Source organism: Halorussus sp. MSC15.2, from assembly GCF_010747475.1.
GTDB lineage: Archaea > Halobacteriota > Halobacteria > Halobacteriales > Haladaptataceae > Halorussus.
The window spans coordinates 34,988-55,933 of the sequence record NZ_VSLZ01000009.1 but is presented as its reverse complement, the minus strand read 5'-3'; the positions used below and the strand labels follow the sequence as shown (position 1 = coordinate 55,933).

Annotated in this window: 20 protein-coding genes and 1 tRNA gene; 9 read left to right on the top strand and 12 right to left on the bottom strand. The window is 64.4% G+C overall.

Annotated features, from left to right (window positions below; genetic code table 11):
- Positions 1-60: 60 nt before the first annotated feature.
- Complete coding sequence (locus FXF75_RS20985; protein ID WP_163524024.1) at positions 61-837, bottom strand: SDR family NAD(P)-dependent oxidoreductase; 777 nt, start codon at positions 835-837, stop codon at positions 61-63.
- A gap of 93 nt (positions 838-930) precedes the next feature.
- Here FXF75_RS20985 and FXF75_RS20980 point away from each other — a divergent pair, with 93 nt between their 5' ends.
- The 5 genes from FXF75_RS20980 to FXF75_RS20960 all read left to right on the top strand — a co-directional run bounded on the left by FXF75_RS20980 (position 931) and on the right by FXF75_RS20960 (position 6,046).
- Positions 931-1,380 carry a nucleoside 2-deoxyribosyltransferase gene (locus tag FXF75_RS20980; RefSeq protein WP_163524023.1) on the top strand — a complete coding sequence of 150 codons (450 nt, stop codon included), beginning with the start codon at positions 931-933 and terminating at the stop codon, positions 1,378-1,380.
- Between the two features lie 6 nt (positions 1,381-1,386).
- Positions 1,387-2,043, top strand: a complete 657-nt coding sequence (locus FXF75_RS20975) for an HAD family phosphatase (protein WP_163524022.1) — start codon at positions 1,387-1,389, stop codon at positions 2,041-2,043.
- Positions 2,044-2,141: 98 nt separating this feature from the next.
- A complete protein-coding gene (locus FXF75_RS20970) occupies positions 2,142-3,407 on the top strand; it encodes an aspartate aminotransferase family protein (protein WP_309221880.1) in 1,266 nt (421 codons plus the stop codon).
- A 218-nt stretch (positions 3,408-3,625) separates the two neighbouring features.
- Positions 3,626-5,104: an MATE family efflux transporter gene (locus FXF75_RS20965; protein ID WP_163524020.1), complete on the top strand. Its 1,479-nt coding sequence runs from the start codon at positions 3,626-3,628 to the stop codon at positions 5,102-5,104.
- Between the two features lie 171 nt (positions 5,105-5,275).
- Positions 5,276-6,046 (top strand): hypothetical protein, encoded by a 771-nt coding sequence (locus tag FXF75_RS20960; protein WP_163524019.1) that lies wholly within the window; start codon positions 5,276-5,278, stop codon positions 6,044-6,046.
- 456 nt (positions 6,047-6,502) lie between these two features.
- Here the strand turns inward: FXF75_RS20960 and FXF75_RS20955 are convergent, their stop codons facing one another.
- From FXF75_RS20955 to FXF75_RS20940, 4 genes are all read right to left on the bottom strand, one after another.
- Positions 6,503-6,748 (bottom strand): ferredoxin, encoded by a 246-nt coding sequence (locus FXF75_RS20955; protein ID WP_163524018.1) that lies wholly within the window; start codon positions 6,746-6,748, stop codon positions 6,503-6,505.
- A gap of 96 nt (positions 6,749-6,844) precedes the next feature.
- On the bottom strand, positions 6,845-7,603 hold the full coding sequence (locus tag FXF75_RS20950; protein WP_163524017.1) for a nucleoside phosphorylase: 759 nt from the start codon (positions 7,601-7,603) through the stop codon (positions 6,845-6,847).
- Positions 7,604-7,695: 92 nt separating this feature from the next.
- Positions 7,696-8,355, bottom strand: coding sequence for a metallophosphoesterase (locus FXF75_RS20945; RefSeq protein WP_163524016.1), 660 nt, complete (start codon positions 8,353-8,355; stop codon positions 7,696-7,698).
- 51 nt (positions 8,356-8,406) lie between these two features.
- Entirely contained in the window at positions 8,407-9,033 is a 627-nt protein-coding gene (locus FXF75_RS20940) for an IMP cyclohydrolase (protein ID WP_163524015.1), read from the bottom strand.
- Between the two features lie 143 nt (positions 9,034-9,176).
- Between FXF75_RS20940 and FXF75_RS20935 the strand changes: the two genes are divergently transcribed.
- A tRNA-Gln gene (locus FXF75_RS20935) sits at positions 9,177-9,249 on the top strand.
- Positions 9,250-9,953: 704 nt separating this feature from the next.
- Here FXF75_RS20935 and FXF75_RS20930 read toward each other — a convergent pair.
- The 4 genes from FXF75_RS20930 to mdh all read right to left on the bottom strand — a co-directional run bounded on the left by FXF75_RS20930 (position 9,954) and on the right by mdh (position 14,495).
- Positions 9,954-10,331, bottom strand: coding sequence for a hypothetical protein (locus tag FXF75_RS20930; RefSeq protein WP_163524014.1), 378 nt, complete (start codon positions 10,329-10,331; stop codon positions 9,954-9,956).
- Positions 10,332-10,593: 262 nt separating this feature from the next.
- On the bottom strand, positions 10,594-11,151 hold the full coding sequence (cgi121, locus tag FXF75_RS20925; protein ID WP_163524013.1) for a KEOPS complex subunit Cgi121: 558 nt from the start codon (positions 11,149-11,151) through the stop codon (positions 10,594-10,596).
- 25 nt (positions 11,152-11,176) lie between these two features.
- Positions 11,177-13,423, bottom strand: a complete 2,247-nt coding sequence (locus tag FXF75_RS20920; RefSeq protein WP_163524012.1) for an ATP-dependent DNA helicase — start codon at positions 13,421-13,423, stop codon at positions 11,177-11,179.
- Between the two features lie 157 nt (positions 13,424-13,580).
- On the bottom strand, positions 13,581-14,495 hold the full coding sequence (gene mdh / locus FXF75_RS20915) for a malate dehydrogenase (RefSeq protein ID WP_163524011.1): 915 nt from the start codon (positions 14,493-14,495) through the stop codon (positions 13,581-13,583).
- 306 nt (positions 14,496-14,801) lie between these two features.
- Between mdh and FXF75_RS20910 the strand changes: the two genes are divergently transcribed.
- The 3 genes from FXF75_RS20910 to FXF75_RS20900 all read left to right on the top strand — a co-directional run bounded on the left by FXF75_RS20910 (position 14,802) and on the right by FXF75_RS20900 (position 17,942).
- Complete coding sequence (locus tag FXF75_RS20910) at positions 14,802-16,643, top strand: BGTF surface domain-containing protein (RefSeq protein ID WP_163524010.1); 1,842 nt, start codon at positions 14,802-14,804, stop codon at positions 16,641-16,643.
- Between the two features lie 93 nt (positions 16,644-16,736).
- The gene (locus tag FXF75_RS20905) at positions 16,737-17,522 is read left to right on the top strand and encodes an Sjogren's syndrome/scleroderma autoantigen 1 family protein (protein WP_163524009.1); all 786 of its coding nucleotides are present in this window, start codon (positions 16,737-16,739) and stop codon (positions 17,520-17,522) included.
- Positions 17,523-17,549: 27 nt separating this feature from the next.
- Positions 17,550-17,942, top strand: a complete 393-nt coding sequence (locus FXF75_RS20900) for a universal stress protein (RefSeq protein ID WP_163524008.1) — start codon at positions 17,550-17,552, stop codon at positions 17,940-17,942.
- Here the strand turns inward: FXF75_RS20900 and FXF75_RS22250 are convergent.
- The 3 genes from FXF75_RS22250 to FXF75_RS23580 form a co-directional block, all read right to left on the bottom strand.
- Complete coding sequence (locus FXF75_RS22250; protein ID WP_205427958.1) at positions 17,929-18,234, bottom strand: hypothetical protein; 306 nt, start codon at positions 18,232-18,234, stop codon at positions 17,929-17,931. The genes FXF75_RS20900 and FXF75_RS22250 overlap by 14 nt on opposite strands.
- A 199-nt stretch (positions 18,235-18,433) precedes the next feature.
- Positions 18,434-20,557: a DEAD/DEAH box helicase gene (locus FXF75_RS20890; protein WP_375335560.1), complete on the bottom strand. Its 2,124-nt coding sequence runs from the start codon at positions 20,555-20,557 to the stop codon at positions 18,434-18,436.
- Positions 20,488-20,901, bottom strand: a complete 414-nt coding sequence (locus FXF75_RS23580) for a DEAD/DEAH box helicase (protein ID WP_375335559.1) — start codon at positions 20,899-20,901, stop codon at positions 20,488-20,490. The genes FXF75_RS20890 and FXF75_RS23580 overlap by 70 nt, the downstream gene beginning before the upstream one ends.
- Between the last annotated feature and the right edge of the window lie 45 nt (positions 20,902-20,946).

Sequence of the window (20,946 nt, the reverse complement as noted above, 5' to 3'; positions counted from 1 at the left end):
AGTGTTATTTCGCACATGATGTCAGGTCAAGACCACAATTAAAAACTATTCTGGTAGCCGTCAGTACTCCTCGTGTTTCCAGCTCTCTATCGGCTTCTGCCCACCGTCAACGCGAAGTTCGTGACCGTTCACGTAGTCGCTCGCGGGTGACGAGAGGAACAGAACCGCGTCGGCTATCTCCTCGGGTTCCGCGAACCTGTCGAGGGGGTTCAGGTCCAGAATCTTCTCCCGGGTCTTCTCGACCATGTGTTCTGTCATCCGAGTGTTCACCCAACCGGGCGCTACCGCGTTCACGCGGATACCGTCGTACGCGAGTTCTCCGGCCAGCGATTTCGTCAGTCCGAGGAGACTGTACTTCCCGACGTCGTACTGGGGAGACATCCCGATGCCCTCTTTGGTGTGAATCGAACTCACGTTGACTATCTTCCCGTATCCCTGCTCGCGCATCCCCGGAATCGCGTGACGACAGCAGTATATCGACCCCCAGAGATGCGTCTGAAGATTCAACTCCCATATCTCGTCGTCGGTCTCCTCCGTGAACCGTTGGGCGTCACCTACACCTGCGTTGTTGACGAGTACGTCGACTGCTCCGACTTCTTCGGCGGTGCGCTCGAACATGGCCTCGACTTCGGCTTCGTCCGTGATGTCCGCGGGCACGGCGAGAGCATCGCTGCCACGTTCCCGAACCTCGCTGGCGGTGTCTTCCGCGCGGTCGGGGTCGATGTCGTTGACGACGACGTCTGCACCGTTCTCGGCGAGGGTGAGAGCAGTCGCTCGACCGTTTCCGCGTCCAGAACCGGTTACGAGCGCAGTCCTACCTGAGAGGTCGCATTGCATGAGTAGACAACTCGTGTTATGTGCATTAGTGCTTTCTAACTAAATTTAATGGAAAGCCTTAATACATATAAGTGGTTCTTCCGATTTGCAACGATGCACATTTACTTTGCAGGGCCGATTTTCGGCGAAGCACAGCTACAGTTCAACGAGAAGATACTCGAGATGATAGAGGCGGAGGGACACGACGTATTCCTGCCCCAGCGCGACGGAATCGAGAATCTCCAACCGGGAGACGAACCGCACATCGAAACCGTCGAGGACGCGAAGAACGAACTGTTCCGATTTAATCGGGAGAAGGTCCTCGAAGCAGACCTAATGATGATAATCCTCGACGGCCAGATTCCGGACGTGGGTATCGGAACCGAACTCGGCCTCGCGCACGAACACGACATCCCGATTATCGGTCTGAAGACTCACGCGCCGAACTCGGTCTCGAAGGACATCGTTGGAGAACTGAATCCGATGCTGTTCGGTTCTCTTTCGGAACTCACTACGAGTCCCGAGGAGTTCGTCGGTGCTATCGAAAACTACGAAGGCCGGTGATTACTGATGGAGGCTGTCATCTTCGACATGGACGGTGTCATCGTGGACTCGGAACGCCATTGGGGTGAACTCGAAGAGGGATTCATCTTCCCGGAAGCGGTCGATTCCGACGCTGCGACGGCCGCAGAAATCGCGGGCATGAACGTCCACGACGCCTACGACTACCTCGCCGACGAGTACGGCGTCACCGTGGACGAATCGACGTTCCTCGACCTCTATCAGGACGCTGCCGAGAAACTGTACACCGAGAAAGCGGAGATGATGGACGGACTCCCCGACCTACTCGACACGCTGGACGAGCGCGGGACCAGACTCGCACTCGCTTCCTCTTCGCCGCCCGCTTGGATTCAGTTCGTGATGGACCGGTTCGACCTCGAACGCTACTTCGAGGAGATAGTCAGTGGCGACGAAATCGAGAGCGAGAGCAAACCCGCTCCCGATATCTATCTACATACGGCGTCGCTACTCGACGTCTCGCCGTCGGCTTGCGCCGCCGTCGAGGATTCGACGCACGGAACTCACGCAGCGAAGGCCGCGGATATGCATTGCATCGGCTACCGCACTGTCGCTAACGAGGACCAAGACCTCTCAGAGGCCGACGAAGTCGCGTCCGGTTCTGACGCTTTGCGGGACGCGTTGCTCGGGTTGACGACCCCGGCCTGACTCGCTCCTTCTCGTTACGGGCGAATATATTACAGTATCTATAACAGTTTATATCAGCACTAGCAAAGCTTATATTAAGTTAATATCATTGTGTTAGTGTGAGCAAACAAACTCCACACGACCGGACCGACTCGTTCGCAGAGAATTACGCGGAGTACAAACGGTATCTCTGCCAGAACGTCCAACCCTCTAGGCCCCCGTTCGATACGGCGGACGGAATGCGTGTTACGAACGTAGAGGGCCGGGAGTTCCTCGATTTCGCGTCACAGACGCTCAATCTGAATCTCGGCCAGTGTCACCCGGACATCGTCGAGGTCGTCGAACGACAGGCCAACAGACTCCAATACACCTCGTCGCGGTATCTCGACGAACCGACCATGCGCCTCGCCAAGCGCATCGCCGAGGTCGCACCCGAGGGTCTCGACAAAGTCAACCCGAAAGTCACCGGGGGAAGCATAGCCAACGAAGGTGCCATCAAGATGGCCCGAAAGAAACACGACGGTAACACCATCGCCACTACCTACGGTAGTTTCTTCGGCGAGACCAACGAGGTCATGCGACTCTCGGGCAAGTACTACGACAAGGACTTCCTCGTCACCGACGGGGACTTCGAGCACTTCGACCCGCCGTACGCTGGCGATTCAGTGTCCGAATCGGCGGACGAGTTCCGTAAGTTAGCCGAGACGCGTGAGGACCTCTGTGGTGTCATCTTGACGCCCATCGACGTGAACGCTGGCGTCGTCGAATTCCCGAAGAGCTACCTCCAAGACGTACGCAATATCTGTGACGAACACGACATCGCGCTCATCTTCGACGAGGTCCAGACCGGATTCGGATGGCTCGGTCAGATGTTCGCAGCCGAGTACTACGACGTGACCCCGGACATCATGACCCTCGCCAAGGGTATCTCGGCCGGATATCCGCTCGGTGCCATCGTCTGTCGGGAGGAGTACGACGTCGTCGGCTACGGCGAACACGAGTTCACGCACGGTGCGAACCCCATCGCGAGCGCCGTCGCCGTCACGAACATCGACATCCTCACCCAACCGGGGTACCTCGACGAGGTTGCCGACAAGGGTGAACTCCTCGGGGAACGTCTCGCGGGACTCGAAGACGAGTTCGACATCGTGGACGACGTGCGTCGGTTCGGGCTGATTGCCGGTGTCGATATCGTGGACGACGGTGAACCGTCGCCCGAACTCGCCGAGGAGATATTCGAAGCGTGCCTCGACGAGGGCATCATGTTCCGTCTCTCGGGCGACTTCGGCGGCAACTCGCTGGTCATCAAACCACCGGTCATCGCGAAACGCTCTCAGATAGACACCGCAATCGATACGCTTCGCGACGTTCTCGAACGGCACTGAGTCACCACTGCTCCGACCGTGGAACTACTCCGTCCACGGACTCTCTCGCTTTCGTTCTGCGTGCCGCTGTGGTTGCTGTTTTTGCTGTCGTTGCCGCTCTGGTATCGCTCCCGTTTCGCCTCTCGTTCCGGTCTCTTCTCGTCCCGCGCCACGTTCGTTCGAGCGAGGAGAGTCGATAGAAAGAAGGGTTCGGCGGACTCACCCTACGCGTACTGTTGATGCTCGACGATACCAAGCGACGAGCACGCAGCGTCGCGTTTCTCTTTCCGGCAGCGCTGGCGCGTCTCGGTCTCCTCGACCGCGAGAAGGGCGAGGAGGCGTTCGACCTCGCGGTCCCGGTGATGGTCACCGGCGGGATGCGGACGCTGCTCCGGGTCGCGGACTTCTTCATGGTCGGACGTGCGCTGGGCGACGAGGCGGTCGCCGCGCTCGAACTCGGCTTCCAGTACTTCTTCATCCCCTTCGGTCTCTCGCTGGCGCTGACCAGCGGGACTATCAGCGTCGTCTCGCGCTTCGAGGGCGCGGGCGAACACGAGAAGGCCAACTTCACCATCAAGCAGTCGCTCTGGTTGGCGCTCCTGCTCGCGGTGCCCATCACCGCGGCGACGTGGGTGTACGCCGAACCGATGATAGACGTGCTGACCGACGACCCCGAGACCATCCGACTCGGCGCTATCTACCTCAAAATCATCATGCTCTCGGTCTCGTTCCGGTTCTGGAGCATGATAGCCGCCCGCGCGCTTGCGGGCGTCGGTGACACCCGAACCCCGATGTACGTCCGCCTGCTCACACTCCCGACGAACATCTTCCTCAACGCGGTCCTCATCTTCGGGTTCGGCCCGTTCCCGAAACTGGGCGTCGCGGGCGCGGCGTGGGGCACTGCTCTCGCCAACGTCCTCGCGGCGGTCATCTTCACCGGCGCGCTCCTCTCGGGGCGGTATTCGGTCCGTCTGCCGCTCGGCGGGAAGCAGTGGGACTGGTCGATAGCGACCGAAATCGTCCGCGTCGGCCTGCCGCTCGCGGGGACTCGACTCTCCCGGACGCTCGGCCGGTTCCCCTTCCTGCTGGTCCTCACCACGCTCGGGACGCCGGTCGTCGCGGCCTACGCCATCGGTCGGCGGGTGATGCTGCTCGCCCTGATGCCCGCGTGGGGGTACTCTACGGCCTCTTCGACGCTGGTCGGCCAGTCCATCGGGGCCGGAAACGACGGCGAGGCCACCGAGTACGGCTGGCAGACCCTGCGAATCGCGCTCGTGACGCAACTGCTCATCGGCGCGGTGCTGTTCGCGGCGGCCCGGCCAATCGCAGTGGCGTTCGGCACCAACCACGTCGACCTCACGGTCACCTTCGTCCGCGTGTTCGGTCTCGGCGTCGCGGCGTTCAGCGTCTCCCGAACGATGCGCGGGGGCCTGCGCGGCGCGGGCGACACGCGGTGGCCCTTCTACGGCGCGTTCGCCGGGACCTATCTGTTCAAGCTTCCGGTGGCCTTCCTCGCGGTCGCGCCCGGGGTCGCCCTCTTCGAGATAGCAGGCTGGCAGTTCGCGCCGGGTATCGGCTTGGGTTTGGTGGCGGTCTACGCCTCCATCCTCGGCGATATGTACCTCCGGGCCGGTGTCAACGTCTTCCGGTTCTGGACCGGCAAGTGGAAGCAGGTCGCCCGCGAGTCCGATATCGGGGCCGGAACCGGTGCGGACTGACGAGTAGTCGCGGCGCGTCGCATCCGGACTCGCGGACTAAACCTGACAGTTTTAAGCGCTCGCGTCCGAACGAATCGGTATGAGCAAGGCAACCAAAATCGTCGTCGCAACGGTCGGCATCACCTCGATTCTGTCAGTCGCACTTCTCGCGAACCTCTGGCTCGCCGCCTGATGTTCGAAGAACGGTCGCTGTCCAGGGAGGTGGCCGACGTTCGGGACGCCCACGCGCCCGACGCGCTGGTGCTGGACTCGGGGACGGACTTCGAGACGCTCGACCCCGCGCGCGCCGAAGACCTCGGCCTGCTCGTGGACGCGCTCGACCCGCTCGCGTACCCGGACGACTGGCTTCCCGAGGACGCGCCCGAACTCCTCCGCCGGTTCGCCTCCACCGACTTTACGGTGGGGATGCCCGGCGACGGCAGCGTCGCGTGGACGCGCCAGACCGACCCGCCGGTCGCGTTCGTGAAGGCCCGCGTGCAGGGGTCACCCGACGACTTCGTGGACTTCCTGCTCGCGGAGGCGCTGGTGGAAATCGGCACGGAACTCCCCGAACACTTCCTCGGATTCTTCGAGGACCGATACGTCGAACTCGACGCCGCGCTCCCGTTCGACGGCGGCAGCGTCTACCAAATCGCGGCCGCGCTGTACGACGCGTACGTCGGACTCCACACCCGCGAGGTGTTCGCGGAGTGGGACGACGACTTCCCCCGTCTGTTCGCGGCGTGGCAGGACGCGGGCGAGCGTATCGAACCTCGACTCGACGGACTCCCGTCGTCGATGGCCCGCGACGAGACCGACTTCGCGGACGCGGCGGAGTTCGCCTGCGCAGCGGTCAAACACGGACTCGAACTCCCTGCACCGTTCGCAGCGCTCGACACGCGAGCCTATCGCAGCCACGGTGCGGAGTACGCGGTGAAGTGGGCGGAGAAGACGTTCGAGTGAGGTCTCCAGCCGGTCCAATCGGACTTCGGTCGCTCAAGTTGGGTTTCCACACGTTCAAGCTCCGAGGTAATACCAGAGAGCGGATTTCTCGGGGGATTTCGAATTCCCGCAACGGTTTTACTAATCGACAGCTAGTGTTGGATTGCTCGAACCATGAGCGACTACTGGGATGTGCGCCGTGACGCACACAGCTGGGAGGAACAGCTATACCCCGACGCCGACGAGGAAGAGAGCGTCGAGGATTCGACGACCGAGTGAGCGACCGACGCTCGCGTCCGACTCGTTTTCCATCGGTGCGACTGTTGTAGCACCGGTAGGGCTACTGCTGTAGACCGACTGAACTACTGCTTTAGCACCGACAACCCCTGTGCGCCAGCACCCACCGTAACGGCACGCTACCCCTCCGCTTCGTCTGGAGATACTGACATTCACCGACCGCACCCTGTTCGGACAGATTCAGGGGATTATCTGCTCGCCGTCGTCGTCGTACACGCGGATGGCGTCCACCGGACAGACCCGGGCGGCCATCTTGGCGTCGAACTCGGCGTCTTCGGGTATCTCGCGCACGAACAGGTCCGCCTCGTCCTCCTCGGCGTCGCGCAAGTCGGCCTTGCCGTCGTCGCGATTCTCCTCGAAGGCGTCCCACTCGGCGGTACACTGGAACATCCCGGTGCAGGTGTCTCGGTCGAACTCGACTCGCATGGTCCGGCATTGAACGGGCACGTCCTAATCCCTGCCGAAGTCGTCGGTGTCACGGAAACAGGTGACTCCGTTTCCGAGAGTAGGCGCTTCGTCCCCTCAGTCCGAGACCACGTACCGCCGAAGCGCCTCGACGGTCGGGTCGAGGAACTCGGCGAGGTTCTCCTCGCGTTCGACGCCGGACTCCCACTCGTCGGGCGTCAGGTGGTCTCCGATTTCGTGGACGACGGCCGCATCGGCGTCGCGGTACTCGGCCACCGCGAGCATCGCCGCAGTCTCCATTCCGAGCGAGACGACGCCTTCCTCCGCGTACCGGTCGATTTCGGGCACCGTCTCACGGTAGTAGGCGCTCGTCGTCCACGTCGGGCCTCGGTGGGTCTCGACGCCCGCGTCCGAGAGCGAGGCGTCCAGCGCGTCCACGAGTTCGGGCGTCGCCCGTACCTCCTCGTCCGGCGGGAGGTAGTGGTACGAGACTCCCTCGTCGCGAATCGCTCGCGTCGGCAGGATGGCGTCGTTGGGCGGAATCGACCGCTGGAGACAGCCACAACCGCCGAGGATGCAGACGACCTCGGCACCCGCCGCGAGCAGATTTTCCGTGATGGTGGCGGTCACGGGGGCACCGATACCGAAATCCCCGATGAATCCGACATCGTCGTTCAGGAGGTGGACCGTCTGGCCCCTGACGACGTTCACCGTATCGTCGGTCCGCTCTGCTACTTCCTCGTAGAGCACGTCCTGAAACCCGAGAATCACGGCCGGAGGGACGTCCGGAAGACCGTCGTCCTGCTCGCCGACGGCCTCCGCGGGTGAGAACAGCGCCTCGGCGTCGTACTTGTCACCGAAGTTGGGAATCGGCATACAATAGGGGTGTCCGACTACTCGTAAAAACTTTCAGGTGGTGTGCGAACGACCCCCGATTGCCGAGGTCCCGTCGTCCGACGCAGAGTCACTCACTGCCCCCGTTCGAGTCGCGCCCCGATTTTGCTCGGCAGTCCGACCGCCTCGACCTGCCGGCGGACGGTCTCGATGTCGTACTCCACGCGACGCTGCTCGACCGACAGGTCGTCGAGGTCCAGAACCGCGTACGCCGCTCTCGGGTCGCCGTCGCGGGGTTGGCCAACGCTTCCGGGGTTCATCACCACGCCGTCGGCGTACTCTTCGGCGTACTGGACGTGAGTGTGGCCCATCACGAGCACGTCTTCGTCGTCGAGCAGGTCGGCCGAGAACTCCTCGGGCATCGTGTAGTGGTCCGGGTCGTCGGGGTGACCGTGGACGATTTTGACTCGGCCGTCGAACTCGTGGCGCTCGTCGGGGAGGTCGGCAAGCCAGTCTAACTGGTCGTCCGAGAGTCGCTCCCGGGCGTGTTCGACGCCGGCCTTCGCCATCTGGTTGAACCGGAACGCGGTGCCGGAGGCGACGGCGCGGTCGTGATTGCCCATCACTGTCGGAATCTCGCGCTCGCGCATCATCCGGACGCACTCCGCCGGCCACGGGTTGTAGCCGACGACGTCGCCGGCGCAGACGAGTCCGTCCACGTCGGGCATGTCGTCGAAGACCGACTCCAGCGCGACTCGATTCGAGTGGACGTCAGAGAGAACACCGATTCGCATACCGGGAGCTTCGAACCCCCGCGACTTAATTCCAGTCTCCGGCGGTGCGATTTAGTCTCCGTTCTCGACGGCGAACTCGAACCCCTCGCCCGTCCGCGCGACTCCCGCGGCACAGACCGGATGCTCGAAGTCGAGTTCGTAGGCCTCCGCGGCGGCCTCCGCGGCGGTATCGGCCGCGAAGTCGAACGACTCGGGCGCGTCTCTCTCGTAGGTCGCGACGAGCGTCGGCGTCGTCACCTCTCGGACCAACAGCGCGTCCTCGCGCACGATGCCGACGAACGCCGACTCCTCGCCCACGGTCCCCGCGATTCGCGGCGTGTCGTAGTCGTCCTTCTCGTAGTCGAGTGCGAGCAGACTCTCGGCGAGTGCGTCCCGTGCGGGATAGCCGAGTTCGAGTTTCTCGGCGATGGGGTCCACGTGCGACCCGTTCCCGACGACCACCGAACCGCCAGCGGTCGGCGTTCCCGGTCGCTCGTTCGCGCTCTCCGCCGAGCGAGGTTCGACGCTACGGACGCAGTTGTACGAGATGTACGGGTTCTCCGTCTCGGGTGCGTCCTCGGTCGGCGCGACGGTCAACGCGTCGTCGCGCTCGATTATCTTCCGGTTCGGGAACGACCGCGACGAGACGCGATACGCCGCAACTTGCGGGCCGACGACGAGGAATCGTCCGATGTACATACACGAACGTGGGTACTTGGTCGGCAAGTAGGTGTTGGTTTATGCACTCCTAACGAACGAACTCGGTAGCACATGCGAACTATTGCCACTCGGCGGCGAACGCGCAACGCTTACATTCCCCCGGCGAGTACCGGAGGGTGTAGAGTCCCATGGGGTAGTGGCCAATCCTGAAGCCTTCTGGGGGCTTCGACCCAGGTTCGAATCCTGGTGGGACTACTCCCGATTTTCACGCCGTTTCACCCGACAGACGTGTGGTTCCGAACGATGCCACGCGGTAGTACCTACCGTCGCAGAATTTTCACTAACTCCGTTCTCCATCTTCGATAGTCTCGTCCCCCTCCGAGCGGAGAGCGTCCTCTATAAAAGAGAGACGTGGTGAACTGTGTCGTTTTCTCGCAGGTCAGTCCTCGGAGTCGTGGGCTAACACGTCGAACTCGGAGGTACCGCACTCCGGGCAGTCTTCCCGAACGGGGCGGATACCCTCGTCGGTTTCTCTGCCGACGCGCAACTCTCCGCAGTCTGCGCATTCCAACTGGTAGACCACCACGTGTCTGGGGAAGCGTTCCGTCTGTTAAGTTCCCCGACACTGTTGCAACCGTTTCGTTCCCGACAGGTTCGGTCGGCCGTCGTCTCGAACAGCGACCGTCCGGGCGACGCGACTATCGTCACCGAAGTCGGGTCGGTAGCCACGCCGCCAAAACGACTAGAAAGGACGAATCGCCACACTCCGACGTGCAGTATACACCGATTACTCGACCGGACAATCGATTCAGGACCGCAAGAACAAAGTCTCACCCACTTGAATCTGGAAAGACACGGTTCGGGCGTAACTGCTGACTTAAATCACTCGCCCAGCCTCGGCGCCGTCCTCCCATTTAACCCCTTCGTTTCGACTGGAGCGACGACCGGTAGCGTGAGACTCAGTTCGAGTTCACGTCGGAGGTCTCGTCGGAGACGTTCTCGTCAAGTTCGGCGATTTCGCGCTCGTCGTTGTACTCCTCCGGACCGGCGGCCTCTCCCGTTATCTCGTTGTACACCGCTTCCCGGGCCTCCTCGGGCGACTCGAACCGCTCGTCCACGAGGCGGTCGAAGACGCTCCCCAGACTCTCGGTCTCGTTCTGCAGGTCGAGCGGTTGGTCGCCGTACTCGGTGGCGAGTTCCTCGCTCGTCGCGGGATACTTGTGTTCGCCGAGCATCTTCCCGGCCTCCCCGAGCATGTCCTCGACGCGCTCGGTCCGTTCGCGCTGGCGCTCGCGGGCGTGTCGCTGTTCGCGTTCGGCGTCGGGTTCGTCGGCCATGTCTGGGAATTGGGTCGTGATATCCGTAACCCTGCTGGCTGGGTGGCGTTCGTCTTCTCGTCTCGCTTCGAGCGCAAGACGTATCAGTATCAAGATGGTAACCGGAACGGGTAACGGGTAAGACGTGGCATCGCTGCGTCTCCGTACGCACCGGTGCCTTTTCGGAAACTAGACACCGAAGAGACATCCTTCACCGTCTCGGTTCCACTCCATCCGAGCATCCGACGCCGACCGCGACGAAAGTCCACGACGTCGCTTCACGCTACTTCTCTACGTCCAGCAGGGCCACCCGCTCGCGTACGAGGTCGGCGAGTTCCGCGTCGGTCGCGTCCAGTTCGGTCTCGGTCACGTCGAAGAACTCCCTGACGGCGTCGCGGTCGATACGGTCGGGCGCGAGTGTGCCCGCGCTCGCGTCCTCGCCCCCAGTTCCAGATGCGCCCGCGTCTCCGCTCACGGGCACGAGCAAGTCGGCGACTGCGTCCGCGGCCGCCCGTTCGCACTCTCCGTCGCCGTCCGGGGAGTGGACGACGACCACGACGTCGGATTCGCCCTCCGAGACGCCCATCGCGAACGCGCGGTCTATCTGTCTCCGTCCCGCGGCGTACAGCAGAATCTCGACGGCGCGCTCCCGGGCGACGTTCTCGCCGCGGTCGAAGGCCCTGTCGGCGCGTTCGACGGCCGTCCGGAGGTGGTCGCGGCCGAGGACGTAATCGGCGTCGAACGCCTGAATCGCGCAGTCGAACTCGTCGGCGACTTCCCCGATATCTCCGAGGAAGGCGTCGAGGTCGTCGATGTCGGCGCGTCCTTCGACGAGTCTCATCGTCGGTCCGCTCCGTCGGCGTCGCTCATTCGAAATCACCGAGACTCTGCTGGCCGCTTCCGTCGTCGCCGGTCCCGCCGACCTCTGTTTCGGCGTCGCCGTCGGCCTCGACGCCCTCCAAGTCGGGGTCCTTGCGCCCGACGTTCTCGAGGATTGTCTCGGCGGTCTTTCGCCGACCGCGGAGCGCGCCGAGGACGACCGACTTGTCGGCCTCCCGGAGGTCGGCCCGCGACTCGATGCCCGCGTCGTAGAGTCGCCGGGCGCGCTTGCGGCCGACGTTGCGGACGCCAGCGAGGTCGAGCAGTTCCTCTCGGACGCCGTACTCGACGCGCTTCTTGGCCTCGCGAATGGCCGCGCCAGAGTCGAGACCGAGTTCGCCCGCGAGTCGCTCGGCCGCGTTGAGCAACCACTCGGCGGTCTCGACCTTGCCTCGGATGTCGCCCGGCCCGACCCCGTAGCGCTCGGCCATGTCGTCCTCGTCCAACTCGGAGGCCCAGTCTTCGAGCAGGCGAGCGGTCTTGAGCGCCGAGAGCCAGTCCTCGAAGGCGTTGTCCTCGAACTCCGATGGCATCGACCCGAGGAACTCCGACTCGCGCTCGTAGGCCAGTTCGGTGTACTCCTCGCGGTCGCCCGACCGGAGGTAGAGTTCGTACATGTCGGGGGTGCGCGAGACGAGGTGGAACAGACCGAGCGCGGTCGGGCGGCCCTCGGCCGCTCGGAGACCGTCGATGATTTCGGCGGCGCTCATCGGGTCGATGTAGAGTTGCGAGACGCGGTGGCCCAGTCCGGTCGCGCGCAGGCCGCCGTCTTCGCGTTCGAGGAACTCGTTGCGTTCCAGATACTCGAGGACGTTCTGGCTCACGGTTTCGAGGCGGCCGGTCTCCTCCGTCTGGGTCGCGTAGAGCGTGCGTTCGAGGAACGAGACGAGTTCGTCCTCGGTGTCGGCGAACCCGGAGGCGACCGTGGCGAGGACGTGAGTCCTGAGCGCGGGTTCGGCCGCGAGTTTCGACCGGACCGGTTCGGGGTCGGCCCAGACGTAGCGGTCGAACAGTTCGTCCAACTCGTCGTGGCTGTTGGCGATGAGCACCGCCTCGCCGTAGAGGTCGAGTCCGGGGCGTCCGGCCCGGCCGAACATCTGGTGGACCTCCAGCACGTCGAGCGGGGCCATCCCGCCGACGTCGCCGTCGTAGCGCCGCCAGTCCCTGACGATGACCCGGCGGGAGGGCGTGTTGACCCCCGCGGCCAGCGTCGGCGTCGCCGAGATGACCTTGACGAGTCGGTCCCGGAACGCGTCTTCGACGAGTTCGCGGCTATCGCTGGAGAGACCCGCGTGGTGGAAGGCCGACCCCTTCTCGACGGCGTCGGCGAGGTCGTCGCTGGTCTGGGTGTCGCTGGCGTCCCGAATTTCGTCGGCGATGTCGCGGAGTTCGGCCCGCTCCTCCGACGTGAGGTAGTCCCGGGTCACATCGCCGAGTCGCCTCGCGGCGGCCTCGGCGTTCCGCCGGGAGTTGACGAACACCAGACTCGACCCCTCGTCGGTGAGCGTGTCCTCGACCAGCGCGGCGGTGGCCTTCTCGTTGCCTCGCGAAATCTGTTTCTTCGACCCGTCGTCCAGATGGAGGGCCTGCCCGTAGAGAACGCCTTTCTGGAGGTCGATGGGCCGCCACGACGAGTCCACGAGGGTCGCGTCGAGCCAGTCGGCTATCTCGTCGGCGTTGCCGACCGTGGCCGAGAGCGCGACGGTCTGGAGGTTCTCGTTGAGTTTCCGGAGTTTGGCGAGGGTGACTTCGAGCGTGGGACCGCGGTTCTTCGAGTCCACGAGGTGGACCTCGTCGGCGACCACGCAGGTCAGGTCGTCCACCCACTGCGCCCCGTTCCGGACGAGCGAGTCCACCTTCTCGCTGGTGGCGACGATGATGTCCTTTTGGGCCAACCAGTCGCCGTCGCTGTCGTAGTTGCCGGTCGAGACGCCCACGTCGATGCCGTACTGCTCGAACTCCTCGAACTCCGCCTTCTTCTCGCTCGCCAGTGCGCGCAGTGGGACGATGTAGAGGGCCTTCCCGCCCCGGGCGACGCTCGTCAACATCGCCAACTCGGCGATGAGCGTCTTCCCGCTGGCGGTCGGAACGCTCGCCACCACGCTCTCGCCGTCGGCGACGCCTGCCTCGACGGCCTCGCCCTGCGGCGGGTACAACTCCTCGATGCCCTGCTCGCGGAAGTGTTCCGGTACTCCGTCCGGAAGGTCCGGGATGTCGGAGATGGCGACGGTCACGCCGTCCACCTCCGCGGAGAGACGAAAGTAGCCATTACTCCGTCTTAGGCGCGTCTTCTGGTTTAAACTGTCGGGTCGTCACGTCGCGCGGTCCGGACGACGTCTCCCGGTGGACGTTCCGAAGAAAAATCCGATTCGACGGCGCGGGTCCGGCTGACTACGCGATTTCGTCGTACTGCTCCGAGAGTTTGTCCGCGGCCTCGCCGAGTTGCTCGCGCTCGAACTCGGTCAGGTCCCACTCCACGACTTCCTGCACGCCGCCCTCGCCGAGTTTGACGGGGACGCCGAGCGCCACGTCGTCGTGGCCGTACTCGCCTTCGAGTTTGACCGAACCGGGCAGGACCTCGCCGGTATCTCGGACCACGGCTTCGACCATGTGGCCGACGCCGGTGGCGGGACCCCACTGGGTCGCGCCCTTCTTCTCGATGACGTTCATCGCGCTCTGCTTGAGTTCCTCCAGAATCTCCTCCTTCTCGTCGTCGCTGAACTCGGGGTCCTTGCCGTTTGCGCGGACCTTCGAGAACACCGGGACCTGCGCGTCGCCGTGTTCGCCCAGAATCGTCGCCTCGACGTTCTGGACGGGTTCGTCGAAGCGCTGGCTCAGCACGTAGCGGAAGCGCGCGGAGTCGAGTCGGCCGCCGAACCCGATGACCTTCTCGCGCGAGCGCTCGCCGGTCTCGTAGAGGTGGCGGTTCAGCAGGTCCACTGGGTTCGAGGTCGTAATCGTCACGAAGTCGTCGTTGTACTCCGCGACGGAGGAGCCGATGTCCTCCATGATGGGCGCGTTGTCGCCTGCGAGGTCGATTCGGGTCTGGCCAGGTTGGCGCGGAATCCCGGCCGTGATGACGACCACGTCGGACCCTTCGGTCGCCTCGTAACCGCCCTGACGGACCGTGGTGTTCGAGTCGTAGGCGGCCCCGTGGTTCACGTCGGCGGCCTGCCCGACGGTGTCCTCCTCCTTGTCCGGGATGTCTACGAGTACCAGTTCGTCCGCGATGTCCCGAAGCGCGATGTTGTACGCCGCCGCGGCCCCGACGGTTCCGGCCGCGCCGACCACGCTGATTTTCGTCATACCACGTAAAACGCCTCCCGCTATTCGGTTAAGCGCTTCGGAAACACCGAAAAACCGCCCGTGTGGTCGTCGTACAACGTTTACAGGGTTCGACGAACGACGTGATAGCTCGGTCTCGCTAGCTCCTCGTCGGTCCGTTACCGGTTCGACCCCCGGAAAACTGATACGTCCGGCGACACGTCGTTCTGCTGATGCCCTCTCCCCCGTCACCAGACGGTTCCACCTCCAGAGCGGCCGTCGCCCTCGCAGTCTTGGCAGTCCTCGCCGCGTCGTTCCCGGCGGCCGCCGTCACCGACCCCGCCGCCGATGTCGAATCTGCAACCACATCCGGCGTCACTGCCGACCGAAAGACATGTCCGCAACTCCTCAACCCGACCGGCGAAAAAAAGACTTCCCGAGAACGCCACGTCACCTCCGACGCCGAACGAGTCCGCGGACCTCTCCGTCGCCCGCGGCGATATCGCGGTCGTCCCGCTGTCGGTTCCAGCGGGCGCGAACGTCACGGTCAGGGCCGGGTCCGACGACGGGTACAGCGCCAGACTCGACGTCCGAGACGATGGTAACGGGCAAGTCCGACTCCTCGTCAACACCTACCTCGCCAGGAACCGGACGACGGTCGCACCCGATACGTACCGGGCCGCAGGCGACGACGCCGTGACCGTCACCGGCGGAACCCCGACCGAACCGCTAGAATCCGGAACGTACCCTGTGACGGCCACTCGAAAGGGAACCGTCGTCGCGGAGCGCGAGTTGACCGTGACCGAGCCTTCGTTCAGGTCAATCACCGCCCGTCGCGCCGTCCCTCGACTGTTCGACGCGCCGAACGTCAGCGCGGTTCGAGCGGCGAATCGAAACGAGGTGACCGCCTCGCTCCGGTCGGGGGAGTACGAACCTGAAGTCGTCGAGGGCGAGACGCTCCTCGTCCGCATCGACGCGCCGAGCCTCCTCGGCGTAATCGCCGCCCAGTCCGGAAACACGACGACCGAGCGGTTCCTCGCGCTTCACGACGAAACGGAACCGGAGACCGACGAGACGTTCGAAATCAGTGGTCCGTGCGGTGGCATCTTGTTCCACGAAACCGTCACCGAGGGGGGCGCTCGCGTCCTACTCGACTACCGCGCTGGCGCGGCGTACGTCCTGCTCGATACGACAAAGCTCGAAGGGACGTACGCCGGAGGACAGGCCGTCTACGTCGAAGTCTCTCCGGAGAGCCGTCTCGGAGGTGCCGGGCGGGAACTGACCACCTCGTTCCGAGTCGCTCCCCGTCAGACCGCGATTCGACCGGCCGGAACTGACACCGTTCGACTGACCGCCGACGACCGAGCGACGATATCCGGCGAAACGAATCTCCTCCCCGGCTCACGGGTCCCCGTTCGCGTCGAGTCGCGGGTCGCCCCGACGTTCGAGCGCCGGACTTCTGCGACGGTCACGGACAACGGCACGTTCACCGCGACGGTAGACCTCTCGACCGCCTCGGCTCCCGGTCTGTTCGCGGTCCACGTCGGCCCCGACCAGTTCCCCGGAGAAATCGGTGAGCCGCCGGGCGTCTACTGGAGGATGTCAGAATACGGACACCGCCAACGAGTCACCGACGTGAACATTCGACAACTCACGCTTCCCGAGGGCGGTTTCCTCGTCGCCTACGAATACGACTCCTCGACCGACCGATTCCGACCGGTCGGCTCGGCGACCCCGAGCGACGACGACCTCGTGGTGGACTCCCGAACCGAGCCGGGCTACCTCCTCGTCGTCGCACACCGAGACGCCAACGGGAACCGAGCGTTCGACGGTCCGGCGACCGACTCGCCGTACCGGGTCGGCGACCGAGTAGTGAGCGACTGGGTCGGCGTCACCGTCGACGGAGTCGAACCGCCCGGGGACGAACCGTCGGCGACGTTCGACGCCGACCGAGCGGTGACGCCGACGACGGAAGCACCGACCGCCGACCCCGACACGGTCGGTTCCACTATCGGGTCCACTGCAACCACCGGAACCGCTAAGTCCACTGGAACGACCCCGACCACGGCCGACGCTGGCTCCACCACACCCCCCGACGCGACGGGCGTGGGGATATCGGGCTTCGGCCCGCTCGTCGCCGCCGCGGCGCTCCTCGGCGCGACCGCGTTGCGTCTGGGAACGCGTCGGTGACCGGTGACCTGCTGATGACCTCGTGACCCGTCGGTCGGCACTGACCCAGCGGGTTGCGAAAACCGGAAAACGCTGGCGTTCCTCTTGACGTACATGAGCAGCGACGACTCGGAGTTCGACAAGGAGGCCGAGCGCGAGAAACTTCGAGAGAAGTACGGCGACGAGGAGCAGGACCGCGAGAACACGCGTCGGATGAGCGAACTCCTCCTGCAGGGCGCGACGATGACGGGCAAGCACTGCGACAACTGCGGCGACCCCATCTTCCGATACGACGGGCAGGAGTTCTGCCCGACCTGCCAGCACGAGGCGCGCGCGCAGGCCGAGGGACAGAACGGCGACCAGAGCGAGCAGGCCCAGCAGTCCACCGAGACGCCCGCGCAGGCCGAGGCGAACGCCGACCGAAACCAGCAGACCGCCGAAACCGCCGACCGGCCGGCGACCGACGACCCGGACGACGAACCCTACGTCGAAATCAACGACGTGCGAGTCGCCGACCAACACGCCGACCGGTCGGACCTGCGCCGCCCGCCGTCACAGACCGACGACCGCCGCGACGGTCAGTCCCGAGATGCGTCGAATCGCGACGCGCCGACCCGCGACGCATCGACCCGGAACGCAGTCAGTCAGCGTCCGACCGACGAGAGACGCTCCGCCCGCGACCGCAGTCCCGCGAACGCCTCCGGACACCGCCACGCTCACGGCGCGACCTCGGCCGACCGCGACGACCTCGGAACCGCCCGCGAAGCGCTCGTCCGAAAGCTCTCGTCGCTCGCGCGCGAGGCCGAGACGACCGACGACGTGGCCCGCGCCCGCGACCTGCTCGCGGCGACCCGTGAGGCCGCCGAAGCCCTCGCCGCGCTCGACCGGGCGAACCGTTAACACGCCGCCACTCCTTCTTGTGGACGTATGGACATCCTCGTTCCCATCGACGGTTCGGAGTGTAGTTTCCGCGCCCTCGACTTCGCCATCGAGTTCGCCCGCCGATTCGAGGCCTCGCTACACGTCGTCCACATCACCGACGTCGAGACGGACGCGACCGACGACATCCTCGACCGTGCGCGCGAACGCCTCGACGAAGCAGGCGTAACCGACGAACCGGAGGTATCGACCGACGTGGACCTGTCGTTCCGACCGGCCGAGCGGGTCGGCAAAGACATCCTCGAACTGGTGGACGAGCGCAGTTACGACCACGTCGTGATGGGTCATCACGGCGGTAGCACTATCGACAGGGCCATACTCGGAAGCGCCGCGCACACAGTCGTCCAAGAAGAAGCGGTGCCGGTAACTATCGTTCCGTAGCGCTCGCAGTCGAGGATTCTGAGCGGGGCGGTAGCACGGTCGGTCCGGCGGCGGACTCGACCTGCAGTCGCACGAAGAGGAGTTCCACGTCCGGAAAGTCGCGGGGTTCGTCGCGAATCTCGTGCTGCGGTTCGCCGTACAGCCGCTTGAGGTCGTCGTCGGAACTGACCTCGTGGCACGGTTCACCGTAGAGAGCACGCTCATCGCTGCACTTTTCGTCACTTTCCGGCTCTCCGTAGAGCGAACCTGCACTCCCCATCGTGTCCTCGGTGGAAGGCTGTTCGTATTTCATTTACTCGGTACCCGAACAAACATTCTTAGCTGGCTTAAGTCGCCGTGGCTGTTCTGTCGAGTTTTACCAGAAAACGCGGTATTACACCGTTTCTCCCGGGAGTAAGCTACGGTTTCTCACATCGGAACGCTCGAAACGCGAGGAGGTAGCGGCGGATTTCACCGCATCGTTCGTGATTGTTTACGACCGAGTGGTACCACTACCGGTCGTATTCACTGCCGACGACTTCGCGGATGCGTTCGGCGGTCACTTCACCGACGCCTTGAACGTCCAGTAAATCGTCCTCCCGAGCAGTCATGACCGCTTCCACGGTCTTGAACTCCTCCAAGAGCGACCGGGCGGTCACGGGACCGATGTCGGCGATGGAGGAGACGACGTACTCCTGCTGTTCGGCCAGCGTCTTGCTCGCCTTCTCGCCGTGGACCGACACTTCGCGGTCGTCCTTGTCCTGTTCGCGGGTGGCGATGACTTCCAGCAGGTCGGCGGTGTCGTCCTCCCCGGTCGTCCGGAGAACGCTCGTGCCGAAATCGACCGCCAACGACGCCAACGCCCCGCGGACCGCGTTGGGGTGGACGTTCCGCTCCTCGTAGAGACCCTCGCCCTCCAGAATCAGAACCGGGCGGGCGTAGTGGCGCGTCGCGTCGCCCAACTGCTCGAACATCGACCGGTCGCCGCCGGTCAGGGTGTCGAGGAAGTCGGTGACCGACTTGCGCTCGACCACCACGCGGTCGCTCAGCACGTAGTCGCCGACCGAGAGCGTTTCGAGGCGCGTCTCGATTCCCTCTCGGGTCGAGAGGTCGCGTGCGATGGTGGAGTCGAGTTCGCGCTGGTCGGCGACGATTTCGACCGTCTCGTCGTCGGGTTCGGCGGTGGCCACGACGCCCTCCGTTTCGTCTGCAACTTCTTCCGCGTCCGCGGTTTCTTCGGAATCGTCGCGGTCGGAGCCTGCGGTCTCCGCGTCGTCCTTCGCTCCGCCGTCCTCTGCCTCGTCGTCTCCGTCGTCGCTCGCATCGAACGCCTGCAAACCGGGTTCCACGTCGGTCTGGGAGTCCCCGTCCTCGCTGCCCGACCCGCCGCTATCGAAGTCGGCGAGTTGGCGCTGGGAGTCGTCCAGTTCCTCCTCGACCTCGTCGGCGACTCCCTTCAGTTTCCGGAGTTCGTCTTCCATCTCGTCCTCGCGGCGCTTGGAAATCCAGAAGTAGGCCTCGTCGCGGGTGTCCTCGGCGAGCAGGACCGCGACCCGGCCCTCGGCCTGTCGTCCGGTCCGGCCCTTGCGCTGGATGGACCGAATCGCGGTGGGGACCGGTTCGTAGAACATCACGAGGTCAACCTCGGGCACGTCCAGACCCTCCTCGGCGACCGACGTCGAGACCAGCACCTCGAACTCGTTGGCCTTGAACCGGTCCAGCACCTCCTGCTGTTCGTTCTGGGTCATTCCATCGCTGCCCTCCTTGTCGCCCTGCCCGACGAACCGCTGGGTGTCGAAGTGCTCGCCCAAGAACTCGGTCAGGGCCTCCGCGGTGTCGCGGGACTCCGTGAACACGATGACGCGCTCGCCGTTCTCGATGCCGAGCGTCTCGGCGATTCGCATCCGGGCACGGGAGTATTTCGGGTGGAGACCGTCGTACTCCTCGGCTCTCCGCATCGCCTCCTGCACTTTGGGTTCGGAGACGAACCGCTGGCTCGCCTTCGACGCGCCCGAGGACTTGGCGGCGTTGCGCTGGCGCTCGAAGTACCGCCGGAGCGCCTCGACGCTCTGGGTCTCGACGTAAGTCACCGCGGTCCGCAGCTTTCGAATCTCGGCGAGCGCCGACATCCCCTTGTACCCCTCCGACTGGTCGTTGTCGATGAGTTGCTGGAGTTCGGCCCGCATCTTCTTGATGTCGGTCTCCGAGAGGTCGGCGCTCGTCTTGCGGGTGATGCCGAGTTCCTTCAGTTTCTCCAGTCGGTCCTCCACGACGTCGTTGAGCGCGTCCCGAATCTCCAGCACCTCGTCGGGCAGTTCGACGCGCTCCCACTCCACCTCGGTGTCGTGGGTGTAGTCGTCCACGTCGGAGTCCTCCTCGGTCATCACCTCCACGTTCTCGATGCCGAGGTTCTCGCAGACCTCCAGTATCTCCTCCTCGTCGCCGCCGGGCGAGGCGCTCATCCCCGTCACGAGCGGCTTCTCGGCGTCCTGATGGTAGCGCTCGGCGATGTAGTTGTAGGCGTAGTCGCCGGTCGCGCGGTGACACTCGTCGAAGGTGACGTGGGTCACGTCGCGCAGGTCGATTCGGCTTCCGACGAGGTCGTTCTCCACGACCTGCGGGGTCGCGATGACCACCTGCGCGCTCTGCCAGAGTTCCGTGCGCTCGTCGGTCGGACCTCCCCGGTGAACACCACGATATCGTCGTCGGGAATCTGGAGGGCCTCCCGGTAGAAGTCGGCGTGCTGCTGGACGAGCGGTTTGGTCGGCGCGAGCAGCAGCGACTTCCCGCCCACGCTCGACAGTCGCTCGGCCGTGACCAGCAGACTCACCGTCGTCTTTCCCAGTCCGGTCGGCAGGCAGACCAGCGTGTGGCGGTCCTTCGCCGACCCCGCGAGTTGCAACTGGTACATCCGGCGCTCGATGAACTCCGGAACGAGGAGTTCGTGGTCCACGTACTGCTGGTCCCCGGTCGTCGCCATTCGTAGGCAGGTTCGTCGTGCTCCGATTAAAGGGTTCGGCTATCG